This window comes from Proteus genomosp. 4 str. ATCC 51469, assembly GCF_003144375.1.
Taxonomy (GTDB): Bacteria; Pseudomonadota; Gammaproteobacteria; order Enterobacterales; family Enterobacteriaceae; genus Proteus.
Genome location: NZ_PENV01000012.1, coordinates 94,405 through 116,617, shown reverse-complemented (window position 1 = coordinate 116,617; position 22,213 = coordinate 94,405). Strand labels below are relative to the sequence as shown.

Annotated in this window: 16 protein-coding genes, 1 pseudogene and 1 riboswitch; of the genes and pseudogenes, 12 read left to right on the top strand and 5 right to left on the bottom strand. The window is 38.1% G+C overall.

Annotation, left to right across the window (positions count from 1 at the left end):
- A complete protein-coding gene (gene ubiK / locus DK866_RS12190) occupies positions 1-321 on the bottom strand; it encodes a ubiquinone biosynthesis accessory factor UbiK (protein WP_109409117.1) in 321 nt (106 codons plus the stop codon).
- 202 nt (positions 322-523) lie between these two features.
- Positions 524-683, top strand: a riboswitch (FMN riboswitch).
- A gap of 125 nt (positions 684-808) precedes the next feature.
- On the opposite strand from ubiK, the gene ribB reads away from it, so the two are divergent.
- Both ribB and ygiD read left to right on the top strand, forming a co-directional pair.
- Positions 809-1,462: a 3,4-dihydroxy-2-butanone-4-phosphate synthase gene (gene ribB / locus DK866_RS12185; protein WP_072070063.1), complete on the top strand. Its 654-nt coding sequence runs from the start codon at positions 809-811 to the stop codon at positions 1,460-1,462.
- 176 nt (positions 1,463-1,638) lie between these two features.
- On the top strand, positions 1,639-2,424 hold the full coding sequence (ygiD, locus tag DK866_RS12180) for a 4,5-DOPA dioxygenase extradiol (protein ID WP_109409116.1): 786 nt from the start codon (positions 1,639-1,641) through the stop codon (positions 2,422-2,424).
- A 337-nt stretch (positions 2,425-2,761) separates the two neighbouring features.
- On the opposite strand, the gene DK866_RS12175 is transcribed toward ygiD, so the two are convergent.
- The 3 genes from DK866_RS12175 to tolC all read right to left on the bottom strand — a co-directional run bounded on the left by DK866_RS12175 (position 2,762) and on the right by tolC (position 6,393).
- Positions 2,762-3,925 carry a glutathionylspermidine synthase family protein gene (locus tag DK866_RS12175; protein ID WP_075672907.1) on the bottom strand — a complete coding sequence of 388 codons (1,164 nt, stop codon included), beginning with the start codon at positions 3,923-3,925 and terminating at the stop codon, positions 2,762-2,764.
- Between the two features lie 8 nt (positions 3,926-3,933).
- Complete coding sequence (locus DK866_RS12170; RefSeq protein ID WP_109409115.1) at positions 3,934-4,662, bottom strand: DUF1190 family protein; 729 nt, start codon at positions 4,660-4,662, stop codon at positions 3,934-3,936.
- 336 nt (positions 4,663-4,998) lie between these two features.
- Positions 4,999-6,393 carry an outer membrane channel protein TolC gene (tolC, locus tag DK866_RS12165; protein WP_109409114.1) on the bottom strand — a complete coding sequence of 465 codons (1,395 nt, stop codon included), beginning with the start codon at positions 6,391-6,393 and terminating at the stop codon, positions 4,999-5,001.
- 213 nt (positions 6,394-6,606) lie between these two features.
- Between tolC and nudF the strand changes: the two genes are divergently transcribed.
- From nudF to DK866_RS12120, 10 genes and pseudogenes are all read left to right on the top strand, one after another.
- Positions 6,607-7,242 carry an ADP-ribose diphosphatase gene (gene nudF / locus DK866_RS12160; RefSeq protein ID WP_109409113.1) on the top strand — a complete coding sequence of 212 codons (636 nt, stop codon included), beginning with the start codon at positions 6,607-6,609 and terminating at the stop codon, positions 7,240-7,242.
- Between the two features lie 226 nt (positions 7,243-7,468).
- The gene (gene cpdA / locus DK866_RS12155; protein WP_072070055.1) at positions 7,469-8,308 is read left to right on the top strand and encodes a 3',5'-cyclic-AMP phosphodiesterase; all 840 of its coding nucleotides are present in this window, start codon (positions 7,469-7,471) and stop codon (positions 8,306-8,308) included.
- Between the two features lie 3 nt (positions 8,309-8,311).
- On the top strand, positions 8,312-8,887 hold the full coding sequence (gene yqiA / locus DK866_RS12150) for an esterase YqiA (RefSeq protein WP_109409112.1): 576 nt from the start codon (positions 8,312-8,314) through the stop codon (positions 8,885-8,887).
- Between the two features lie 123 nt (positions 8,888-9,010).
- Complete coding sequence (gene parE, locus DK866_RS12145; RefSeq protein WP_109409111.1) at positions 9,011-10,906, top strand: DNA topoisomerase IV subunit B; 1,896 nt, start codon at positions 9,011-9,013, stop codon at positions 10,904-10,906.
- A 32-nt stretch (positions 10,907-10,938) separates the two neighbouring features.
- Positions 10,939-13,065 (top strand): annotated as a pseudogene (gene parC, locus DK866_RS12140) (DNA topoisomerase IV subunit A); the annotation flags it as partial.
- Positions 13,066-13,170: 105 nt separating this feature from the next.
- On the top strand, positions 13,171-13,896 hold the full coding sequence (locus DK866_RS20335; protein WP_409076895.1) for a DNA gyrase C-terminal beta-propeller domain-containing protein: 726 nt from the start codon (positions 13,171-13,173) through the stop codon (positions 13,894-13,896).
- A gap of 64 nt (positions 13,897-13,960) precedes the next feature.
- Positions 13,961-14,710, top strand: a complete 750-nt coding sequence (locus tag DK866_RS12135; RefSeq protein ID WP_109409109.1) for a 1-acylglycerol-3-phosphate O-acyltransferase — start codon at positions 13,961-13,963, stop codon at positions 14,708-14,710.
- A gap of 321 nt (positions 14,711-15,031) precedes the next feature.
- Positions 15,032-16,453: a cell division protein FtsP gene (gene ftsP, locus DK866_RS12130; RefSeq protein ID WP_109409108.1), complete on the top strand. Its 1,422-nt coding sequence runs from the start codon at positions 15,032-15,034 to the stop codon at positions 16,451-16,453.
- 453 nt (positions 16,454-16,906) lie between these two features.
- Positions 16,907-20,131, top strand: coding sequence for an autotransporter Pta (gene pta / locus DK866_RS12125; RefSeq protein ID WP_109409107.1), 3,225 nt, complete (start codon positions 16,907-16,909; stop codon positions 20,129-20,131).
- 107 nt (positions 20,132-20,238) lie between these two features.
- Complete coding sequence (locus tag DK866_RS12120) at positions 20,239-21,381, top strand: hypothetical protein (RefSeq protein ID WP_109409106.1); 1,143 nt, start codon at positions 20,239-20,241, stop codon at positions 21,379-21,381.
- Between the two features lie 45 nt (positions 21,382-21,426).
- Here the strand turns inward: DK866_RS12120 and DK866_RS12115 are convergent, their stop codons facing one another.
- Positions 21,427-22,041, bottom strand: coding sequence for a LysE family translocator (locus DK866_RS12115; RefSeq protein WP_109409105.1), 615 nt, complete (start codon positions 22,039-22,041; stop codon positions 21,427-21,429).
- Positions 22,042-22,213: the final 172 nt, after the last annotated feature.

Below are 22,213 nucleotides of genomic sequence, written 5' to 3'. Positions count from 1 at the left end.
TTAAGCTTTATTTTCTGCTTGAGTTTCTACTGTAATTTCAACGTCTTCAACTTGGATAACTTCAGCTTGAGGTTTTGCAATCAGACCAGCTTCTAGCTCATTTAAACGGTGTTCTAAGCGTGTTAGTTTTTCACGAGTGCGTAATAAGACTTGAGTCTGTACATCAAACTCTTCGCGATTAACTAAATCCAACTTGTTTAATTGAGATTGCAGAACAGTGCGGATTTTTTTATCAATATCATCACCAAAATCTTTGATGCCTTGTGGCAGAACGTTTTGGATTTGGCGCGCGACTTGTTCAAGTTTTTTCGGGTCCAACATGGGAAGTCCTCACAAATAAAATAGAAAGCTGAGGCTAAGTGTAATATGAGGGCTGAGGGAATAAAACTAGATATCAGGATTATTGTTACTTTTTTATTATAAATCGTTAAATAACCGTATGTCATAAAGTGATTATGTGATTAAACAAGTATTGTCACGGATTGATGATTGCCTCTTATAATTTTAAAGCGTATAGTTTCTTCGTTAATCTCAGGGCGGGGTGAAAGTCCCCACCGGCGGTAGATACTTGAAGCTCCAAGTAAAGCCCGCGAGCGCTTTGTGTTGCCATTGTAATGCAAAGGTCAGCAGATCCAGTGTGATTCTGGAGCCGACAGTTAAAGTCTGGATGGGAGAGAATAAAATAGCATCAGTAGGATCATTGTATCCATTCCTGTTGTTTCTGCTTATGTTTTTTATTAAGCAGAGATCCACTCCTAAGACTGCCCTGGTTCTGGTAACTTTCATTAATTATTGAGGTTTTTTTACCATGAATCAGACGCTACTTTCCGAATTCGGTAATCCATTTGAGCGTGTTGAACTTGCTCTTGAAGCCCTTCGTGCTGGTAAAGGCGTGATGGTGCTCGACGACGAGAACCGCGAAAATGAAGGCGATATGGTTTTCGCAGCAGAAACGATGACCACAGAACAAATGGCGATGTCTATTCGTCATGGTAGTGGCATTGTGTGTTTATGCATTACAGAAGAACGCCGCCAGCAACTTGATTTGCCTATGATGGTGGAAAATAACACTAGTCATTTCCATACAGCATTTACAGTAACGATTGAAGCGGCACAAGGTGTAACAACAGGTGTTTCAGCATCTGATCGTTTAACCACAGTACGTGCAGCTGCTGCTGACAATGCAAAACCAAGTGATTTAAATCGCCCAGGCCATGTATTCCCATTACGAGGCCAACCTGGTGGTGTATTGACTCGTGGAGGACACACAGAAGCGTCAATTGATTTAGCAACATTAGCTGGTTTTAAACCAGTTGCAGTGTTATGCGAATTAACCAATGACGATGGCACAATGGCAAGAGCACCTGAAGTGATTACTTTTGCTAAAAAGCACAATATGCCTGTGTTAACTATTGAAGATTTAGTGGCTTATCGTCTTCGTGAGGAGAAAAAAGCTGGCTGAAATTAACATGTTATAACCGACACTGAAAACACACACACACTTATTCAAGCCACTTAAGGAAACTTAGGTGGCTTTTTTCATATTTTTTGAATAACTATTTCATACTTCTTTGACTATATTTCAAGTAAGAAGGCGCTATGCTAACGCCATAAGACCACAAGCCATAAGAGGTGATTATGGACACAAAAATGATGCCAGCGCTGTTTATTGGGCATGGTAGCCCAATGAATGTATTAGAAGACAATACATATACTCGCCTCTGGTCAAAATTAGGGGAAACACTTCCTCAACCTAAAGCGATTTTAGTGATTTCTGCCCATTGGTATACCGATGGAACTTATGTAACGGCAATGTCGCAGCCAAAGACAATTCATGATTTTTATGGATTTCCTGCAGAATTATATGCAATAGAATATCCAGCGCGAGGTTCGATAGGTTTAGCTGCGCTGATTGAAGATCTTATTGATCCGATTAAATTAAAACTCGATATGGATCAATGGGGATTAGATCATGGAAGTTGGGGGATACTCGAAAAAATGTATCCCAACGCGAATATTCCTGTTGTTCAATTAAGTATTGATGCACACCAATCAGCGCAATGGCATTATGAATTGGGGCAAAAGCTGGTTGAATTACGTAAAGAAGGCGTCTTAATTATTGGTAGCGGTAATATCGTTCATAATTTAAGAATGATGGACTGGCAAAATAGCGATGCGACACCTTATCCTTGGGCATTGGCTTTTAATGAGACAGTCGAAAATAGTTTACAAAGTGATAAGGTACCAGAAGCGTTATTTACGATTTTATCAACAGAAGAAGGGAGATTGTCACATCCCACTCCCGATCATTTTTTGCCTGTTTTGTATCTATTAGGTTTAAAACAAACGGGTGAAAAGGCAACAGTGCTGAATAATGATATTGTGAATAAATCACTAAGCATGATGACGTTTCAAATTGGATAAAACCATCCAATAAAACCTATTGATATAAATAAAAAGCCAAATTCATTTTATGGAATTTGGCTTTTTTTAAATTAAATATAATGTATCGACTCATTATATTTCCCTCGTTATTAACCTTTTCAATTTTCTATATAGATATAATTAATATATTTAACATTTTGTTTATATTGTGTGTGTTAGGCCTGAGATCCATATAGCAATAGTGTCTGCTATGGATATGATCATCTCTGGAATATAGTCTTATATTGAAATCATCAAAATAGAAAGCTATTTTGAATAAAAAAACACCTTACCGCTAACAAGCAATAAGGTGCTCAATATAATTTTAAGATTGCTATCAATCTAAAATAATATGTGGATAGAAGCGTGAGAGATCTTGCGTGATAAGCTCTCTATCTTCTCTAATGCAAATACCTGCGGATTGATCGTTAACCAGCCAGCTACCAATTAATGTATAACTATCACCAAATTTTGGCAGTGGATGGAAATCTTGAACAATAAAGCCTTCTTCACCGTAAGGGCCATCTGCGACAGCAATATCCTTGCCGTTTTCAACAATACGAATATTTGCACCTTCGCGTGAAAACAGTGGCTTGATAACATAACGCGATAATGAATCAGGCGCTTTACCATCATAAAAATAAGCTGGTAGCAGATTTGGGTGATTAGGGAACATCTCCCAAAGCATTGGTAGCAATGCTTTATTTGAAATAATGCTCTTCCAAGAAGGTTCTAACCAACGAATACCTGCATCAGCCAGTTTAGTTGAGAAGTCTTCGCGGAACATAAATTCCCAAGGGTAAAGCTTAAACATATTGCTGATTATCTGATCTTGCAGATCAGTTAACTCACCACGTTCGCCTAGACCCAGATCTTCAATAAAGACAAAATCAGTCGTTACTTGGGCTTCTTCAGCACAATCTTGTAGATATTGAACTGTACCACGATCTTCTTCAGTATCTTGGCAACAAGACATATGAAGATAACGCATTCCGTATTGATCACGAAGCTCTGCGAATCGATCAATTAATTTCTCTTGAATGCTGTTAAATTGATCGGCATTTTGCGGTAAACGACCTGCATTAACTTGATCTTCAAGCCAGATCCATTGGAAAAAAGCAGATTCATACAGAGAAGTTGGAGTATCTGCATTATTTTCTAACAGTTTTGCTGGACTTTTACCGTCATACGCTAAATCAAGACGTGAATAGAGTGAAGGTTGAGATGATTTCCATGAATCACGTACAAAATCCCAGCAGTGACGCGGGATTTGAAAGCGAGTCAGTAATTCTTCACTATTAGCCACTTTATCAGCGACTTGTAGGCACATCTGATGCAACTCTTCCGTCGTTTCTTCTAACGTTTCAACCTCTTCCATTGAGAATTGATAATAAGCATCTTCAGACCAATAAGGCTCGCCATACATTGTATGAAAGTTAAAGCCAAATTCCGTTGCTTTTTCACGCCAATCCGGGCGTTCAATGATATTTTCACGTTTCATGGTTTTAATTAACCACCTGAACGATAAGAAGATGAACCAGTTGAGCTACGGTTATTATTTGTTGCACTGGTACGTTGAGCTGCTGCTTGTCTTGAAACCGTATTACCAAAGCCACCGCGTGTTACTGTTGAAGTTGTTGATGGTTTTGGTGTCATTGCTGTTTTTGGCACGTTCATTTGACGACCGCCAACCGCAGGACCATAGTTACGGCCTGTCGCATCCACAAATTTACCGTTTGCAGGGCTTGTTGGATTACGGGAGCTAAACAGTGGTTGTGCTGGTGCCCCACCCCCCATAAGACGACCCATCATATAGCCCGCCATTAATGGCATAAAGAAGCTACCACCTGAGTTAGCTTGTGCCATTTGTGAGCTGTCTGGGTTTAAATTATTGGCATTTTCAGTACTAACAGGCTGTCCGTCAATAGACGCAGTTTGAGTACATTGAGCATCACCGAATTCAGCTACGCAGTCTTCTAATGTGGCGTATTTAGGTGCTGTACGCTGTGCTTCTTGCAATGCAGTGCGATAGGAGTCTTCACACTGTGCCGCTTGTGACGGATTCGCTTGAGCACATTCTTGTGCGTTCATATACAGTGAAACTGTCTCGTCGCTCTCTTCACATCCTGAAAGCGCAAATACAGCAGTGATGGCGATTGCAACCGGCGCCAGACGATAAGGACGGAATGCTTTACGAAAAGCATCACGATTAATCGATTTGGTACGTTTCATTGGCATATTGGTAAGATCCATAAAAGGTAAAACGTTCAAAATAAAAGCTAGGATAGGTTAAATAGTCTAGAAAATAAATAAGAAACACCTAATCATCAAGGATAACCAGAAATTTGTGATCTTTATAAGGTTAAGAGTAATGAAATTAGGTAAATCCTCTCTTTTTAACCTAATTGTGATTAAGGTATTTGTTAATACAAGAATATAGATATTGTTGAGATCTTAATTTAATCCATAACACAATATCTTATGTGAAGAGAAAGCATAAAAAAAACCGCTTATCAGTTTATTGCTGAAAGCGGTTTTTTATTATAAGAAACTAATTAATTTCTTAATTCACGATTAAGGCGCAACGTTAAGAGTAGGGCTTGTTAACGGGCGAATAATGTTATCTGGTGAAGTTGAAACTTCTTCCCCTAGTGCATTATTAAGCTGAATTAAGTCATTCTCGTTTAATGTACCGCGCGCGTATTCAATATTTAATTGGTTAATTAAATAGTCATAACGTGCGTTAGATAATTTCTGTTTTGCATCATAAAGTGTTGTTGTGGCATTCAACACATCAACAATAGTACGAGTACCCACTTGATAACCCGCTTCAGTTGCATCTAATGAACTTTGTGCAGAAACAACAACTTGTTGATACGCTTTGATGCTACTGATTGATGCAGAAATATTGTTATAAGAAGAGCGCGCGATTTGGACAATAGAGCGATAAACCGACTCTAATTGTTCGCTTGCACTTGTAAAGCCATATTGTGCTTGTTCAACTTGTGAGCTTGTTCTGCCACCAGTATACAGAGGGATGCTAACAGACAAACCAATGCTATTTTGACCACTGTAACTATTACGGCTACTAACATCTGCTGGTGGTAATGCACTACCATGATTATGGCTATTTGATACGCCAGTTGATGCATTTAAGTCTACAGTTGGTAAGTGACCTGATTGCGCTAAACGAATATTTTCGCGAGCTAAATCTTGACCTAAACGTGCGCTCAATAAACTTAAGTTACGTTCTTCGGCATCTTTTAACAGTTTCTCAATAGAATCTGGTGAAGTTGTTGAAAAACGGCTGATGTTCAGTGATGCTAGATTAATATAATAGATACCACTAACTTGGCGCAGTTTCTCTAATGCGTTATCTAATTGATTTCGACCCGCTACTTCTTGTGCCAGTACGCTATCATAATTAGCACGCGCATTTTGTACGTCAGTAATTGCGACTAAACCTACGTTAAAACGTTGAGTTGTTTGATCTAACTGGCGGTAAACTTGTTCTTTTTGCGCTTCAATAAATGATAACGAATCAATAGCACGTAAAACATCAAAGTAAGCGGTAGCAGTGTCTAAAATCAGCTTTTGCTGACTTGTTTGGTAAGTGACATCACTCATGCCCGCTGTTTTTTCTTGAATGTTTAATTGGCGCCATAATGCCATGTTAAACACACTTTGAGTTAGCGTTAAACTTGCACCAATAGAATTGGATTCGGTATCTCTTGCGTCACGGTAGCCGCTTTTATAATCTGCGGATGCGCCTAATCCTAATTGTGGTAATAATGAGCCACGAGCTTCATTAATTTTTTCAAAAGCTTGATTTCTTTCAGCTAATGACTTGCGTAACTCAGGGTTACTGTCCTTTGCTTTTTGATAAACTTGAAGCAGATCCTCAGCCTGACTTGCAGTGCTGAATCCTGCCAAACTCATCGTGACCAAAAGAGAGAGCAGTTTTTTCATTTTAATTCCTTGTTGCAACAGTTTCGCTGAGTTGCCTCTGTTAATCTTGATTGGGGATAATTCTAGCAGATTGTTTCCCTAAGTAGGGGTAGCCATTTGTGCCATATCCTTTTATTTTAGATTAACTTTACATGAATTGTTGGCAAATTTCTTTAAATCTGTATTAAACGTAAGCAATAAAAAGACTCTTAAATGTAACTTAAGGAACATTGTATGAAGAAAAGGGAAAATATACCATTTTTATACGGTCGTGAAGACGTGAAATTGCTCTCTCAAAGAGATTTATATAAAGGCTTTTTCCGTATGACTGAGTACCGCTTTAAACATCGCCTTTTTGAAGGTGGATGGAGTGAAGAAGTTAAACGTGAAGTCTTTGAGCGAGGCAATGCGGGGGTTTTGTTAGCTTATGATCCTAAACGTGATGAAGTCGTATTAATTGAGCAAATTCGTATTCCTGCGTATGAAACCAGTGAGACACCTTGGTTGCTAGAAGTGATTGCCGGTATGGTCGAACAAGGTGAAAGCCCAGAAGACGTTGTTAGGCGTGAAGCCCAAGAAGAAGCGGGTGTTATTGTTGGGCGATGTGAGCCAATTATTAGTTATCTTTCTAGTCCTGGTGGCACCAGTGAAAGAATGCATGTCTATGTTGGCGAAGTTGATGCAACAACAGCAAAAGGTATTCATGGGTTAGCGTGTGAGAACGAAGATATTCGTGTTCATGTAGTGAACCGAGAACAAGCCTATCGTTGGGTTGAAGAAGGCGTTATTGATAATGCAGCATCTGTTATTGCTCTGCAATGGTTACAACTTCATCATATTGCACTAAGAGAGCGTTGGTCAGTAATTTAATGCATTAATAAACGGTTAAAGGGTGTTTTTAACGATATTATCAAGTAGAGTAACTATCTCTAAGTATACGATATCAAATGAATTAAATTGTAAAATGAAGTGAAAAAAACGTGACTGAAAGCGAGAATATTTCTCACTAATCTTTTGAAATGTGTATTGGTTGGCAGATCTTTACTACGAAAATACGTTAACATAACGGCTAATGAGAGTGAAACAAGGAAACCTTTTGGAAAGCCAGCTTGAATTATCGGTGAAACACAAAAACACCGTAAGAATATTACAAATCACAGACACCCACCTCTTCGCTAATGTGGAGGATACTCTGCTGGGTATTAATACCTATCGTAGCTACCATGCGGTATTAAATGCAATTAGAGAGCAGGGGCTTGAGGTGGACTTGATTGTTGCGACAGGTGATTTAGTTCAAGATCAAACCTTTGAAGCTTATCAGCATTTCGCTGATGGCATTGCAACACTAACACCACCTTGTGTTTGGTTGCCTGGTAATCATGACTATCAACCTGCGATGATTGATGCTTTAAATCAGGCAGGTATTTTGTCGGCAAAACAAGTGTTGATTGGTGATAGTTGGCAAATGCTGTTATTAGATAGCCAAATTCAAGGCGTTCCTCATGGTGAGTTATCAGATTGTCAGCTAGATTGGCTAACACGTTGCCTTGAAAGCCAAAAACACAGAGATACGATCATTTTGTTACATCATCATCCTATGCCTTCTGGATGTACATGGTTAGATCAACATAGTTTAAGAAACTCTCAAGAATTAGCTGAGCGCTTAAAAGGCCATACTCAGGTGAAAATGATGCTTTGTGGTCATATTCATCAAGAAATGGATGAAATGTGGAATGGTATTCGTATGTTGGCAACGCCTTCGACTTGTATTCAGTTTCGCCCTCATTGCACAAATTTTACCTTAGATACGGTTTCTCCTGGTTGGCGCTATTTAGAAATGTCTCTTTCATCGGATGAAAAAGGTAAAGTTGAAACACAGGTATATCGTTTATCAGGCACTGAGTTCTGTCCTGATCTTGATGCGGATGGCTATTAAGTCATGTCTCGTATTCTTTACTTACATGGCTTTAATAGCTCACCAAAATCCGCTAAAGCCCAAGCTTTTCGGCAATGGTTAGAAGCAACGCATCCTGAAATTGAATTAATAGTGCCTCAATTGCCACCTTATCCTAAAGAAGCGGCTCAATTAATTGAAACAATAGTCAAAGAAAGTGCAAATGATAAGCTTGGATTAATTGGCTCATCATTAGGTGGCTATTTATCGATCTGGTTATCTCAGCGTTTTAATTTACCTGCTGTTGTTGTTAATCCCGCTATTCGTCCTTTTGATCTCTTACAAAATTTCTTGGGTGAAAACGAAAATCCCTATACACATCAAAAGTATAAATTAGAACCCCATCATATGGATGAGTTACTTGCCTTACGTATTCCCGTAATTACATCACCCGAACTTATTTGGTTGCTTCAACAAACTGGAGATGAAATACTTGATTATCGTCAAGCTGTCTCATATCTTGGCGCGTGTAGGCAAACCGTAGAATCGGATGGAAATCACGCATTTGTGGGTTTTGAACGTTTTTTTCCGAAAATTATTCAATTTTTAAAGATAATTTAGCCTTTCGGTTAATTAACCTGTAAAACGTAGGTTGATGTATCTACCCGAAAATTAATATCATATTGCCGCAAACACCTGTTATTATAAACAGTATTTTCTAACAGCGAACCGCAGATTAAAACAATGACTCAATCAAGTTATAACGCAAAGGATATTGAGGTTCTTAATGGTCTAGAACCAGTACGTCGCCGTCCTGGCATGTACACTGATACGACTAGACCGAACCATTTGGCACAGGAAGTGATAGATAATAGCGTGGACGAGGCGCTTGCGGGACACGCATCGAAGGTCGATGTCATTTTATATGAAGACCAATCTATCGAAGTTATCGACAATGGGCGAGGAATGCCTGTCGATATTCATCCTGAACTTAAGGTCTCTGCTATCGAGTTAATTCTTGCTCACCTCCACGCCGGAGGAAAATTCTCTAATAAAAACTATCAATTTTCCGGTGGGCTACATGGTGTAGGGATCTCGGTTGTTAACGCACTTTCTAAGCGTATTGAAGTGACCGTTCGTCGTGATGGTAAGATTTATCAAATCGCCTTTGAAAATGGCGACAAAGTCGAAGAGTTACACGAAATTGGAACTTGTGCAAAGCGAGATACTGGAACAAGTGTGCATTTTTGGCCTGATGGCTCTTATTTTGATGTTCCTCGCTTTTCCGCCAAAAGCTTGTCTCACGTATTAAAAGCGAAAGCCGTATTGTGTCCCGGTGTTAATGTCTCTTTTGTTGATAAAGTGAATAACACACAAGAAAACTGGTGCTACGCTGATGGCTTAACCGATTATTTAAGTGAAGCTGTCGCTGAATTTATTCGCCTTCCTGAAGAGCCTTTTACTGGAAAGTTTGAAGGGGATAACGAAGCGGTTGAATGGTCTATGTTATGGCTACCAGAAGGTGGCGATTTACTTACTGAAAGTTATGTTAACTTAATCCCGACTGTTCAGGGGGGAACACACGTTAATGGTTTACGCCAAGGTGTGTTAGATGCAATGCGTGAATTCTGTGAATTCCGTAATTTACTCCCAAGAGGCATTAAATTAACTGCTGATGATACATGGGAGCGTTGCGCTTATGTATTATCAGTCAAAATGCAAGATCCTCAATTTGCAGGGCAGACTAAAGAGCGACTCTCCTCAAGACAAACCAGTGCGTTTGTTGCAAGTGCTGTAAAAAATGCCTTTAGCTTATGGTTAAATCAGAATGTTCAAGTTGGTGAATTACTCGCTGAGATGGCTATTAGTAGTGCTCAGCGTCGTATGCGAGCCGCAAAAAAAGTAGTGAGAAAAAAACTTACTTCTGGACCGGCACTACCAGGAAAATTGGCTGATTGTACTTCTCAAGATTTACGGTATACCGAACTGTTTTTAGTCGAAGGGGACTCTGCTGGAGGCTCAGCGAAACAAGCGCGTGATCGTGAGTATCAAGCGATTATGCCACTGCGCGGTAAAATTCTAAATACATGGGAAGTCTCTTCTGATGAAGTGCTTGCTTCGCAAGAGGTACATGATATCTCTGTGGCAATTGGCATGGATCCTGATAGTGATGATTTAAGCCAATTACGTTACGGTAAAGTTTGTATTCTTGCAGATGCGGACTCTGATGGCTTACATATTGCAACTTTATTATGTGCGTTATTTGTGCGTCATTTTCCTGCTCTTGTTAAGCAAGGGCACGTTTATATGGCGATGCCACCACTTTACCGTATTGATTTAGGTAAAGAAGTCCATTATGCCCTTGATGAATCAGAAAAAAATGCCATTTTACAACGTTTAAGTCGTAAAAAAGGGAAGCCTAACGTACAGCGTTTTAAAGGATTGGGTGAGATGAACCCGCTTCAATTGCGTGAGACAACACTTGATCCTAATACGCGCCGTTTAGTGCAATTGGTGATTGATGAAGAAAATTATCAAGAAACCTTAGGCATGATGGATATGTTGTTAGCGAAAAAACGCTCTGAAGATCGCCGAAATTGGTTACAAGAGAAAGGCGATGAAGTTGACATCGAAGTGTAATGGATACCACAAGAGTCTGAGGAAAATATCGAATGAGTGAATTGACTCATGATGGTGTAGAGCGTCAACCGCTCCACTTATTTACAGAAAATGCCTATCTCAACTATTCCATGTACGTCATTATGGATCGTGCATTGCCTTTTATTGGAGATGGGCTAAAACCTGTGCAACGTCGTATTGTTTATGCGATGTCAGAGCTAGGTTTAAGCAATAGCGCCAAATTTAAAAAATCAGCTCGTACTGTTGGTGACGTGCTAGGTAAATATCACCCACATGGTGATGGTGCATGTTATGAAGCCATGGTTCTTATGGCTCAGCCTTTCTCTTATCGTTATCCGTTAATTGACGGACAGGGTAACTGGGGGGCGCCGGATGATCCGAAATCTTTCGCTGCAATGCGTTATACCGAATCTCGCCTTTCAAAATATTCACAAACACTATTAAGTGAATTAGGACATGGTACGGTAGATTGGATACCTAACTTTGACGGCACGATGCAAGAGCCGAAAATGTTGCCTGCTCGCTTACCTAATATCGTGCTTAATGGCACAACAGGTATTGCTGTTGGGATGGCAACGGATATTCCACCGCATAATGCACGTGAAATTGGACAAGCCTTAGTGATGCTTTTAGATAATCCTGATGCGGGATTATCTGACGTGATGCAATATGTTCAAGGCCCTGATTATCCAACTGAAGCTGAAATTATTACGGCTCAAGACGATATTAAAAAAATCTATAAAACGGGTCGCGGTTCGGTCAGAATGCGAGCTGTTTGGCAAAAAGAAGAGGGATGCGCAGTTATCACAGCGTTACCTCATCAAGTTTCTGGCGCCAAAGTACTTGAGCAAATTGCAGCCTTGATGCGAGCAAAAAAACTGCCTTTAGTTGAAGACTTACGTGATGAATCCGATCACGAGAATCCAACGAGACTTGTGATTGTTCCTCGTAGTAATCGTGTTGATTTAGAGCAAGTGATGTACTACTTGTTTGTAAATACCGATTTAGAGAAAAGTTATCGCGTTAACCTGAATATGATTGGGTTAGATAACCGCCCAGCAGTAAAAGGATTACTGACGATTTTAAATGAATGGCTGGTGTATCGTCGCCAAACAGTCACAAATCGTCTAAATCATCGCTTAGAAAAAGTGTTGCGTCGCTTAGAAATTCTCAAAGGTTTATTAATTGCTTATCTTAATATTGATGAAGTGATTGAGATCATTCGTCATGAAGATGAGCCAAAAGCAGAATTAATGCGCCGCTTTGAGTTATCTGATATTCAAGCTGAAGCTATTTTAGAGTTACGTTTACGTCATTTAGCCAAACTTGAAGAGATGAAACTAAAAGGTGAAAGTGATGAGCTTGAAAAAGAACGTGACAGTATTGAAAAATTATTAAGTTCACCACGCCGTTTAAATACGCTACTGAAAAAAGAGATTGAAGCAGACGCGAAAGAATTTGGTGATGACAGACGTTCCCCTATTCGCCCTCAAGAAGAGGCGAAAGTGGTTAATGAACAAGATATGTTGCCATCAGAGCCTGTGACCATTGTGCTGTCTGAAATGGGTTGGGTACGTAATGCAAAAGGACATGATATTGATCCTAGCGGTATGAGTTACCGCGCCGGGGATAGTTATCACAGTGCAGTCCGAGGCATGAGTAATCAACCTGTTTTGTTCCTTGATTCTACTGGTCGAAGCTACACACTAAGCCCGAATGATATGCCTTCTGGGCGAAGTCAGGGTGAACCACTAACAGGAAAATTAACTTTCCCACCTGAAGCCAGCGTGAAATACATGTTAGCAGGCAGTGCTGGGCAAGAATATTTGCTGGCAACAAAAGAAGGTTATGGTTCTGTTCTCTCTTATGATGAGATGGAAACAAAAAATAAAACGGGTAAAGGGTTACTGACAGTTTCAGAAGGAACAGAGTTACTAGAGCCTTTCTTAGTTGATCCACAGAAAAAGAATGATCAGTATTGGTTTATTATCATCACGGATAAAACACGCATTCTAGCCATTTCAGCAGAACAACTGAATGAAATGAACAAAAAAGGACGTGGAACTCGCTTAGTTGCGTTAGGTAAAGAGCAAGGTGATGTCATTGAACAAATGCTGTTTGCCCCTAAAAATGAGGCATTAATCTTTACTGTAGATGGTCAGCACGAAGTGCTTAAAGCCGAAGAGATTAGCTATTTTAGTGGTAATGCAGGTGATGAACCTATTCCATTAAAACATCTACATCCTGAAGCTGTTACGGTCATTATGTCGGAAAAAGGACTCATTCGTTGCCAGAAAGGCCATAATATTGATGCTCAATCTGTTGGTTTTAAAGCAGGCGATGATTATTTCGCTGCTATTGAAGGAATGAGTAACCAGCCTGTACACTTAATAGATACCACAGGTCAAAGCTATACCGTTGATGTTGATGCCTTGCCTTCTGGTCGTAGCAAAGGCGATGCACTGACTGAACGATTAAAAATTCAGAAAGGTGCCCAGTTACGCCATGTTGTTATGGGCGAAAGCACCGATAAGATCTTAATGGCATCTGATGCTGGTTATGGTTTCATCTGCCAAGTTGATGATTTAACTTCTAAAAATAAAGCAGGAAAATCATTACTAACATTACCTGAAAATGCATTACCTTTACCGCCACAACGTTTGAATAATGAGTTAACTGATCTCATCATGATCATTACTAAAGGCGGTAGAATGCTGATTTTTGAAGCGGCAGAATTGCCAACGATGGTAAAAGGAAAAGGAAACCAGATGGTTTCTATTCCAGCTTCACAAGCTGCAAGTGGTGAGGATAATGTCGCTTGGTTACGTGTATTACCAGAAAATGCTTCAGTAACACTGCATTTTGGCAAGCGTAAACTGACAATGTCGATGAATGAGTTAGTTAGCTTTAAAGCAAAACGTGGACGCCGAGGAACTTCATTACCTCGTGGTGCTCAAGTTATCGATCATATTGATATTGAAACAAATTAAACTTAATACTTAATTGATATTTAGTGGGTCTATTGACCCACTTCTATTTAGGACGCTAAAACTTATGTTAGCCATTATTCGAGGCATTATTGTCATTCTTTACACCATTATTGTGGTGACGTTTGGAATGATTTATTGCATGTTTTCACCAAGAAATCCAAAACATGTAATGACTTATGGACGAGCATTTGGCAAGTTATCTCGTATTTTTGGGATTAAACTTGTTGAACGTTTTCCAAAAGATGCAAAAAGCTATGGCCCAAGTATTTATATTGGAAACCATCAAAATAATTTTGATATGGTAACAATGTCGAATGCAGTACAACCTAATACAGTGACTGTGGGCAAAAAAAGCTTAATCTTTATTCCTTTTTTTGGTCAATTATATTGGATCACGGGTAATATTTTGATTGATAGAGCAAACCGCTCTAAAGCACATGGCACAATTTCACAAGTTGCCGATCAAATTAAATCGAAGAAAATTTCAGTGTGGATGTTCCCTGAAGGAACGCGTAGTCGTGGTCGTGGACTTTTACCGTTTAAGACAGGAGCGTTTCATGCTGCAATTCAAGCTGGAGTGCCTATTATTCCGGTTTGCGTGTCGACAACACAAGGTAAAATTAAACTCAATCGCTGGAATAATGGCTACGTGATTGTTGAAATGTTGCCTCCGATTGATGTTTCAAAATACACCAAAGATCAAGTTCGGGAATTAGCCGAAGATTGCCGCCAAATTATGAAAGCGAAAATTGAAGAGCTAGATAAAGAAGTTGAAGAGATGAATAAGCGTGATTTTCCTGGCAAATTAAATTAACGTCTACACATTATCTATATGAGATATAAGCCTGATTTTCAGGCTTATACTCGTCATACTTCAAGTTGTAGCGTTGTCGTCTAGCTGCATCTTGAATGATTTAAAGTATATGTTTGTATGTATCTTACTTATCGCCTAACTACATCTCGAATTATTTAAAGTATAGTTATCAACTATTTTTAGGATTTATGTCACATCCGCGCTATTATGCTCCCGTAATTTCATTTAAGTCCTTTTGTCTTTAAATCACAGCAGCTTTTTTTCCTGTCCAATGTTTTTGATTATGCGGTAGGAATATTTGTATTTTGTTGCGGAGAAAGTATGTCATTTAGTCGTCGCCAGTTTATTCAGGCTTCAGGCTTAGCGGTATGTCTGGGCTCAATATCTTCTTCTGTTCGTGCTGGATCAGTCAATGATAAACAATTACCTATACCGCCATTGTTGGAATCTCGTCGTGGCCAGCCTCTGTTTTTGACTTTGCAAAATGTGCATTGGGCATTTAATGGTACGCAAAAAGTGGAAGCTTGGGGGATCAATGGCTCAACACCGGGACCGACAATCAAAGTTAGAAGTGGCGATGATATAAAACTTATTTATAGTAACCGTCTTAGTGAAGCTGTATCTATGACCGTAAGTGGTTTATTAGTTCCTGGTACACAAGTCGGGGGGGCTGCTAGATTAATGTCACCAGGCGCGTATTGGTCGCCGGTATTACCCATTCGCCAAAAAGCAGCAACGTGTTGGTATCACGCCAATACTCCCTTTAAAATGGCGCCTCATGTTTATAACGGGCTGGTGGGAATGTGGATTGTGGAAGATGAAGAGAGTCGATCCCTACCTTTACCCAAAGAGTATGGTGTAAATGATTTTCCGCTGATAATTCAAGATAAACGAATTGATAATTTTGGCACACCACAATACGACAAAGAAGCTGCAAGTGACGGTTTTTATGGTGATACATTGCTCGTGAATGGGCGTGAAGATCCTTATATCGAAGTTTCTAGAGGGTGGATTCGGTTACGTTTAGTTAATGCATCTAATGCTCGCCGTTATGAATTAACTGCAAATGATGGTCGATCGCTTTACCTTATCGCCTCAGATCAAGGTTTATTAACTTCTCCAGTTGAATTGAAATCTGTACCAATGGCACCAGGTGAACGACGTGAAATACTTGTTGATATGTCTGAAGGTGGTGAAGTCATCATTACAGCAGGGCAAAGTGCCGGATTTATGGACAGACTTCGTGGTATCTTTGAGCCTTCCGATTTATTACGTAATGCCAATATATTGACGATTAGACCGACAGGATTAATGTCATTAGTTACTGATAAAGCGCCACAGCAATTAGCGCTGGATGACACTCAAATTACCACCTCGATTCAACCTAGAACCATTCAACTTCATAACAGTCCTCCAGGTATCAATAATGCTCGTTGGGAGCTTTCAAGAATTGATTTGGTGGGTAAACAAAATGGCTGGGAACGTTGGCTTGTCACTGTACCAACGCCTCAATCATTCCATATTGAAGGCGCTCGTTTTAAAGTCATTAATCATAATGGGCAAAAACCTTCACCTGCGGATTTTGGTTGGAAAGATACGGTTTGGATCGAAAGTCAGAGTGAGTTATTAGTGGAGCTAAAACAACCTTCTTATTCCCACTTTCCTTTCTTGTATTACAGCCAGTTACTAGAAAATGCAGATAAAGGAATGGTAGGACAAATGGAAATCACGCCTGTAGAATAATAGCTTAGTCATAGTGCTAAATTAAAATAAAAACAGTATTTTTAAAATAAAAATACTGTTTTTTTTTATATCTAAATAATGCAGATTATATTTTTTCGACTAAAGTTAAATAGAGAATAATATTCTCATTTTTAATTTGTTAATTAATTTAGAGTAATTGTTTTTTTATCTACACTCTCTTTATTAAATTGATTTAAATATTGATATTAATAGAGACAATGTTGATTAAAGTTGGTTTTAATTTTTTGTAATATAATGGATTGCGATCTAAATCTGTTTAATCTATCTATTAATTTGTGATTACCTAGTCAATCTATCTATTTTTCTGGCATGAAATCATATTTTTGAGATGCCCTTCAAGTAATTATTTCTCTAGAAACAAGAGAATCTTTGCGTCTTTTATTTTTGATCCTTAATAAATGTTATTAATTTAAATATAACTGAAGGTACAGAATGAACAAAGAAATAGCTTTAAGTCACCATCACAAAATGAATAAAAATAATAGAATAAATAAAAATATATTCCAACTCTCCCTTGTTGCATCCGCGTTACTTTTTTCTGGATATTCCGTTGCATATTCAGAAGCTGGACAATTAGGTGATACAAAAAGTTGGGAAAGCCAAGAATATCAAAAAGACTGGGGTTTGGCGGCCATGAATGCCTCTAGTGCTTATGCACTTGGGTTCCATGGGCAAGGTGCCAAAATCGGTGTAATGGACTCTGGTGCATTATTATCACATCCAGAATTGAATGATACTCGGTTTCATGCTGTGAAAGCCAAAGGCCAATATGGTTCAACTGGTATGCGTTACCCTCAGGAAATGGGGGGACATTATGAAAAAGATCAGGCCTTTGATGTTGATGGAGGTTGGATCAAAGGAGTGAATGATACACACGGAACACATGTTACAGGCACCGTAGGCGCAAGCCGTGATGGCAATGGTATGCATGGAGTAGCGTGGGGAGCTGATGTTTATTTAGGAAATACAGGCGCAACAGATAGCAATAACTACGGGCCATATCAAGATTACACCTATTTCTACACTGGCTGGAAAGCCATGGTCGATGCAGGGGCTCAGGTAATTAATAATAGCTGGGGAACCAACCCTCGTATTATTAACGAAGATAAAACACTAGGCCCTGATGGTGGTAATACAACTGTTCATATGCCAGTAGATACCACTGCGCAAACTGAATATGAATATTTCTACTTTAAAAAAGTCTATGGCGATAAACCTTCCTTTGTTGATGCGGCTTATGACGCAGTAAAAGGCACTAACGTTGTACAAGTATTTACAACTGGTAACCGTGACTTTGCTCAGCCTTATTATCGCCCCCTTTATCCTTACTTTAATCCTGAAGCAGAAAAACATTGGATTGCGGTTGCGGGTCTGAAACAGAATGCGGACAAATCAGGTTATGAATTAGAAAAAATCTTCAATGAAGCGGGCAATGCGAAATGGTGGACGGTTGTTGCGCCAGGTCGTAACATTTATTCGTCAGTTGTTGATGAAGAGGGAAATGCAGGTTGGAATACCTTTAGTGGTACATCAATGGCTGCTCCTCACGTTACAGGTGCCATGGGTGTACTGATGTCACGTTACGAGTCGATGAATGCGATGCAAATACGTGATGTGATGTTTACAACAGCCAATCACCGTAATCCAGATGGTTCTTTATATGATAGCTGGACGGCAGCCGAAGGAACGCCTGATGTGCGTTATGGTTGGGGTACGCCGGATTTAGATAAAGGGATGTATGGTCCGGGTCAGTTCTTAGGTAAATTTGAATATAACTTAAGCATGACTCCACTTGATGTTTGGACAAATGATATTTCACAAACTGCGTTAGATCTACGTGAACAAGAAGATCTCGCATGGTTGAAGGAATATACAGATAAAGGCATTGCAGCTGGTGGTGATTACAATCTAGGTACTGATTTTGTTATTAACGATGGTAACCCTGATCCAACTTCCCATATTGTTAGCAAAGAAGATGCTGAAAAATGGCGTAAAGAGTATTACCAAAAACGTGCTGATGCTATTCAAGCTAAAATTAACGCTGGTTTGTATGATGGGGCTTTAGTTAAGAAAGGCGAAGGCACATTGGTTATGACTGGCGATAATACTTATCGTGGCGGTACAACAGTCGAACAAGGTACTTTATATGGCTTTACTGAATCGTTTGGCACTGAAGCGGTTAACGTTAATGGCGGCAAATTAAGTGTGATCGATCGTTACAACGATACTTTTACACAACAAGGCCAACTAGCATCAAACGAAAGCCACAAAGCTAATATTAATATCAACGATAAAGGCACGTACTTAGTGACTGTGGGGCATGATGTTAATGTCGGAGATATGGCCTTAAATAAAGGGGCAAGTTTAGATATTGGTGCTGATAGTGAAGGTCAATTAAAAGATATCTACCTTAATAATACTGTCGCAACAGGTACCGTTAATGCAGACAATTTAGTTGATAATCGTAATAAAACTAAAATGTTAGCGAATAACAATCCAGACAGTGATTATGCATTATTTGATAAAAATGTTTCTGTAAAAGACAACACAATTACAGGTACATTAAGTAAGAAAGAAAATACCTCTTTAGCCACATTTGCGAATAATGAAAATGGCCGTTCTATTGCTAATACTTTAGATAGCACAGGTCGTGGCGATTTATTCAATGCTGTATTACCAATGAATGAAAGAGATCTGAATAAGACTTATGGATCATTGGGCAGTGATATGTACCTTAATGCTAACAGTGCAAGTGTAGTGAATGTGTTAGGTTTAACACGCACAGTGAAAGATCAAGCAATGGGTATTGGACAAGGCCGTTATGCTAAATTGGATAATAGTAATGCACGTATTTGGATGACGGGTATTGGGCAATGGGGCAACATCGATTATGGTCATAGTAATATGGATGTTGATTTCTATGTCGGTTTATTAGGCGCAGAAATAGATGTGACCGAAAATACCAAAGCAGGCCTCTTCTTCGGTGCGGGTTCAACCAAATATAAAGGGAATGAACACGGAAAAATAGATAGCAACGATATCCATATTGGTGCTTATGGTGTGTCTAATTTATTTGATGTGGCTTCATTAAACTATGGTTTTACACATACTAACCAAGATAGAGATGCTAAAAGAACACTTTGGGTAGGACAAAATGCAGGTTATAACTCTACAAGTTATGATGCAAAAATTACTCAAATTTTCTTAGAAGGTGCTTATACTCAATTTAATACGAATCAGTACTCTATTGAGCCATATGCAGGATTCAGTTGGTTACGTGTATCAACTGATGATATCAATGAAAATGTCGGTAATATGAAATTTATCACTAAGACTGATTCACAAGATATTCAAGTAGGTACTATCGGTTTACGTGGTGGATATCCATTTATGGCTGGTAGCGTTAATATGGCATTAAAAGGCGATATCTCTGCAAGTCATCTATTTGGTGATAACCGCCCTGAATCACGTCTTTTCTTATCTAATTCCGGTGATGCAACTTTACGTGGTGGCAAACTGGATAATCTATTTGGTGTTGGTCTAGGTGTTGATGCGCAATTAAGCAAATCAACAACTTTCGGGCTTTCTTACCAAGGTCAATATAATAGTGATGTAAGCTCAAGTGGTATTAATGCAACACTGAAAATTAATTTCTAATTATATTTAGGTTGTTTTCTATAAAAGGCCCTTAGTAACAAGGGCCTTTTTTTGTATTAAAATGTAGATAAATAATGGATTGTTTTACTATGAGATAAGGAGTCATCATGAAAGTAAACAATACTCATTTTCAAACTAATTTAATAAAAGATATCGATATAAATAAAAAAGAAAATCATAAAATAAAAAATGAAATTAATAGTGTTTTAAATAACTTCAATAGCTTTTATGTAGGAGGGAAGAGTAAAACTTTTTTATCTAAGTTTTCTTTTTTTATAAAGAAAATATTTAATTTAAAGACTGACTTGACTTTTTTGTTAGATAAAAGACAATATGCTAAAATAAATAATTTATCCACTCTTTTTGACAGAGATGGGCAAATAAAAATTAATAAGTGTAGACTAATAAAATCTGACTTTGTTAGTTTTAAGAAAGAGACATTGGAATCATTTTTTTTAAGTTTAAATATAGCAGTGAAAAATGATTCTTATGATATAGCTAAAAAAATAATACAAAAATATCTTTATGAAAAATCCAAAACGAAAGAAGACTTCATTACTATAATGAGTATCTCTTTAGATGTGATTAATAATCACGAAAAAGAACAATTTGAACAATTGAATATACATAATTCAGAATGCTCTAGTATGTTAAATTATATTAACTTTAATTATAGGCAATGTATTGACACTGCAATAGATTATGCTTGTAAAGAGCTTGATGGAAAAATATCCCATAAAATGAGTAATTCAATAATGTATTTAGTTAATACAATACATGATATTTACTCGATGGAAATGGAGAAAAATCTAATTATAAATATAACTAAAATTTTTATTGATAAAGCAAAAACGTGTAATGTTGGAAATTATAATAATGATGGTTTTATAAAATCAATATTAAATCTTTTGGAAAATAAATTGAAAAATAGTGAGGGCGTAAAAGAATTTGTGGATAGTATGCTTGATTCAGGATTATTAGAGTCCAATGATATTATTAAATCAGAAGAAAAAACAGCAGGGGACGAATATTTTATATCTGATTTTAATAGAAAAATGAAAAGTTTTTTTAGTAAGAATAACTATGATAAAGAAGTAAAAAATAATATTGCCAATGTTATTAGAGATAATTATGAAACAATTTTAGATAAAATGAGAAATAAATCTAATCGTCTTGAAAATGAAATGGTTTTGCTGGATATTATTGATTATTTAAAGAGTGATAATGATTTAAGTTTAAATTTACTATAAATAAGTTATTCCTCTTTAATAAATTTTATTAAAGAGGTTTTTTATTTAACTCAATGCGACTTTAATACCTAAACCAATCAGTACAACACCTAACACTTTATCGATCCCTTTTTGGACTTTATTAAGTACCTTTCTAACTGGTGCACTTTGGATTAATAAAACCAATAAAGGCCAGTAAACCACTGCTAATCCCCAGATAATAAAGGCATACCACAATTTCTCACCGATACTGGAATCAACACTTAATACTTGAGTGAAAACGGCAAGGAAGAATAAGGTGGCTTTAGGATTAAGTAAATTACAGAGAAAACCTTGCATAAAGGCTTTTTTAAAGCTGATTTGTGAATGTTGTGTCGTTTTTTCATCAATCGTATGATTGGATTTTGAGAGTAAGCTATGAAAACCAATCCAGAGTAAATATGCGGCTCCGGCATATTTTAAAATGGAAAAAAGCCAAGGTGTTGTAGTGATAAGTACAGCAATTCCGGCAACACAATACGACATATGCACAAGCAATGCGGCCACAATACCCATTGCAGTCATCATTGCAGCAGAGCGTTGATAGCGAGCCGCATTTTTTACAACGAGAAAAAAGTCTGGGCCCGGTGAGATCATACCAAGTAAAGCAATTGTAAAAACGACTAAAGAAGTTTCAAGCATAATAGCGCCTTGTATATAACAATATTATAATGATTGAATCTTATATGATTAAGTTAACACTTCGAGTATAAAGCAATTATTTATTATCTAGGAAGCATAATTTGTATCGACTCAGGTTTTAGCTTTACGTATAGTGTGAGCAGTTTTTTTCCCATCTTTACCCGTAGGTGTG

Coding starts and splice junctions, on each gene's coding strand:
- pta (WP_109409107.1), top strand. CDS start 16,907: ATGAACAAAGAAATAGCTTTAAGTCACCATCACAAAATGAATAAAAAT.
- DK866_RS20335 (WP_409076895.1), top strand. CDS start 13,171: ATGTCGGAAAAAGGACTCATTCGTTGCCAGAAAGGCCATAATATTGAT.
- parE (WP_109409111.1), top strand. CDS start 9,011: ATGACTCAATCAAGTTATAACGCAAAGGATATTGAGGTTCTTAATGGT.
- DK866_RS12120 (WP_109409106.1), top strand. CDS start 20,239: ATGAAAGTAAACAATACTCATTTTCAAACTAATTTAATAAAAGATATC.
- DK866_RS12115 (WP_109409105.1), bottom strand. CDS start 22,041: ATGCTTGAAACTTCTTTAGTCGTTTTTACAATTGCTTTACTTGGTATG.
- ribB (WP_072070063.1), top strand. CDS start 809: ATGAATCAGACGCTACTTTCCGAATTCGGTAATCCATTTGAGCGTGTT.
- ygiD (WP_109409116.1), top strand. CDS start 1,639: ATGGACACAAAAATGATGCCAGCGCTGTTTATTGGGCATGGTAGCCCA.
- DK866_RS12175 (WP_075672907.1), bottom strand. CDS start 3,925: ATGAAACGTGAAAATATCATTGAACGCCCGGATTGGCGTGAAAAAGCA.
- DK866_RS12135 (WP_109409109.1), top strand. CDS start 13,961: ATGTTAGCCATTATTCGAGGCATTATTGTCATTCTTTACACCATTATT.
- DK866_RS12170 (WP_109409115.1), bottom strand. CDS start 4,662: ATGCCAATGAAACGTACCAAATCGATTAATCGTGATGCTTTTCGTAAA.
- yqiA (WP_109409112.1), top strand. CDS start 8,312: ATGTCTCGTATTCTTTACTTACATGGCTTTAATAGCTCACCAAAATCC.
- ubiK (WP_109409117.1), bottom strand. CDS start 321: ATGTTGGACCCGAAAAAACTTGAACAAGTCGCGCGCCAAATCCAAAAC.
- ftsP (WP_109409108.1), top strand. CDS start 15,032: ATGTCATTTAGTCGTCGCCAGTTTATTCAGGCTTCAGGCTTAGCGGTA.
- nudF (WP_109409113.1), top strand. CDS start 6,607: ATGAAGAAAAGGGAAAATATACCATTTTTATACGGTCGTGAAGACGTG.
- tolC (WP_109409114.1), bottom strand. CDS start 6,393: ATGAAAAAACTGCTCTCTCTTTTGGTCACGATGAGTTTGGCAGGATTC.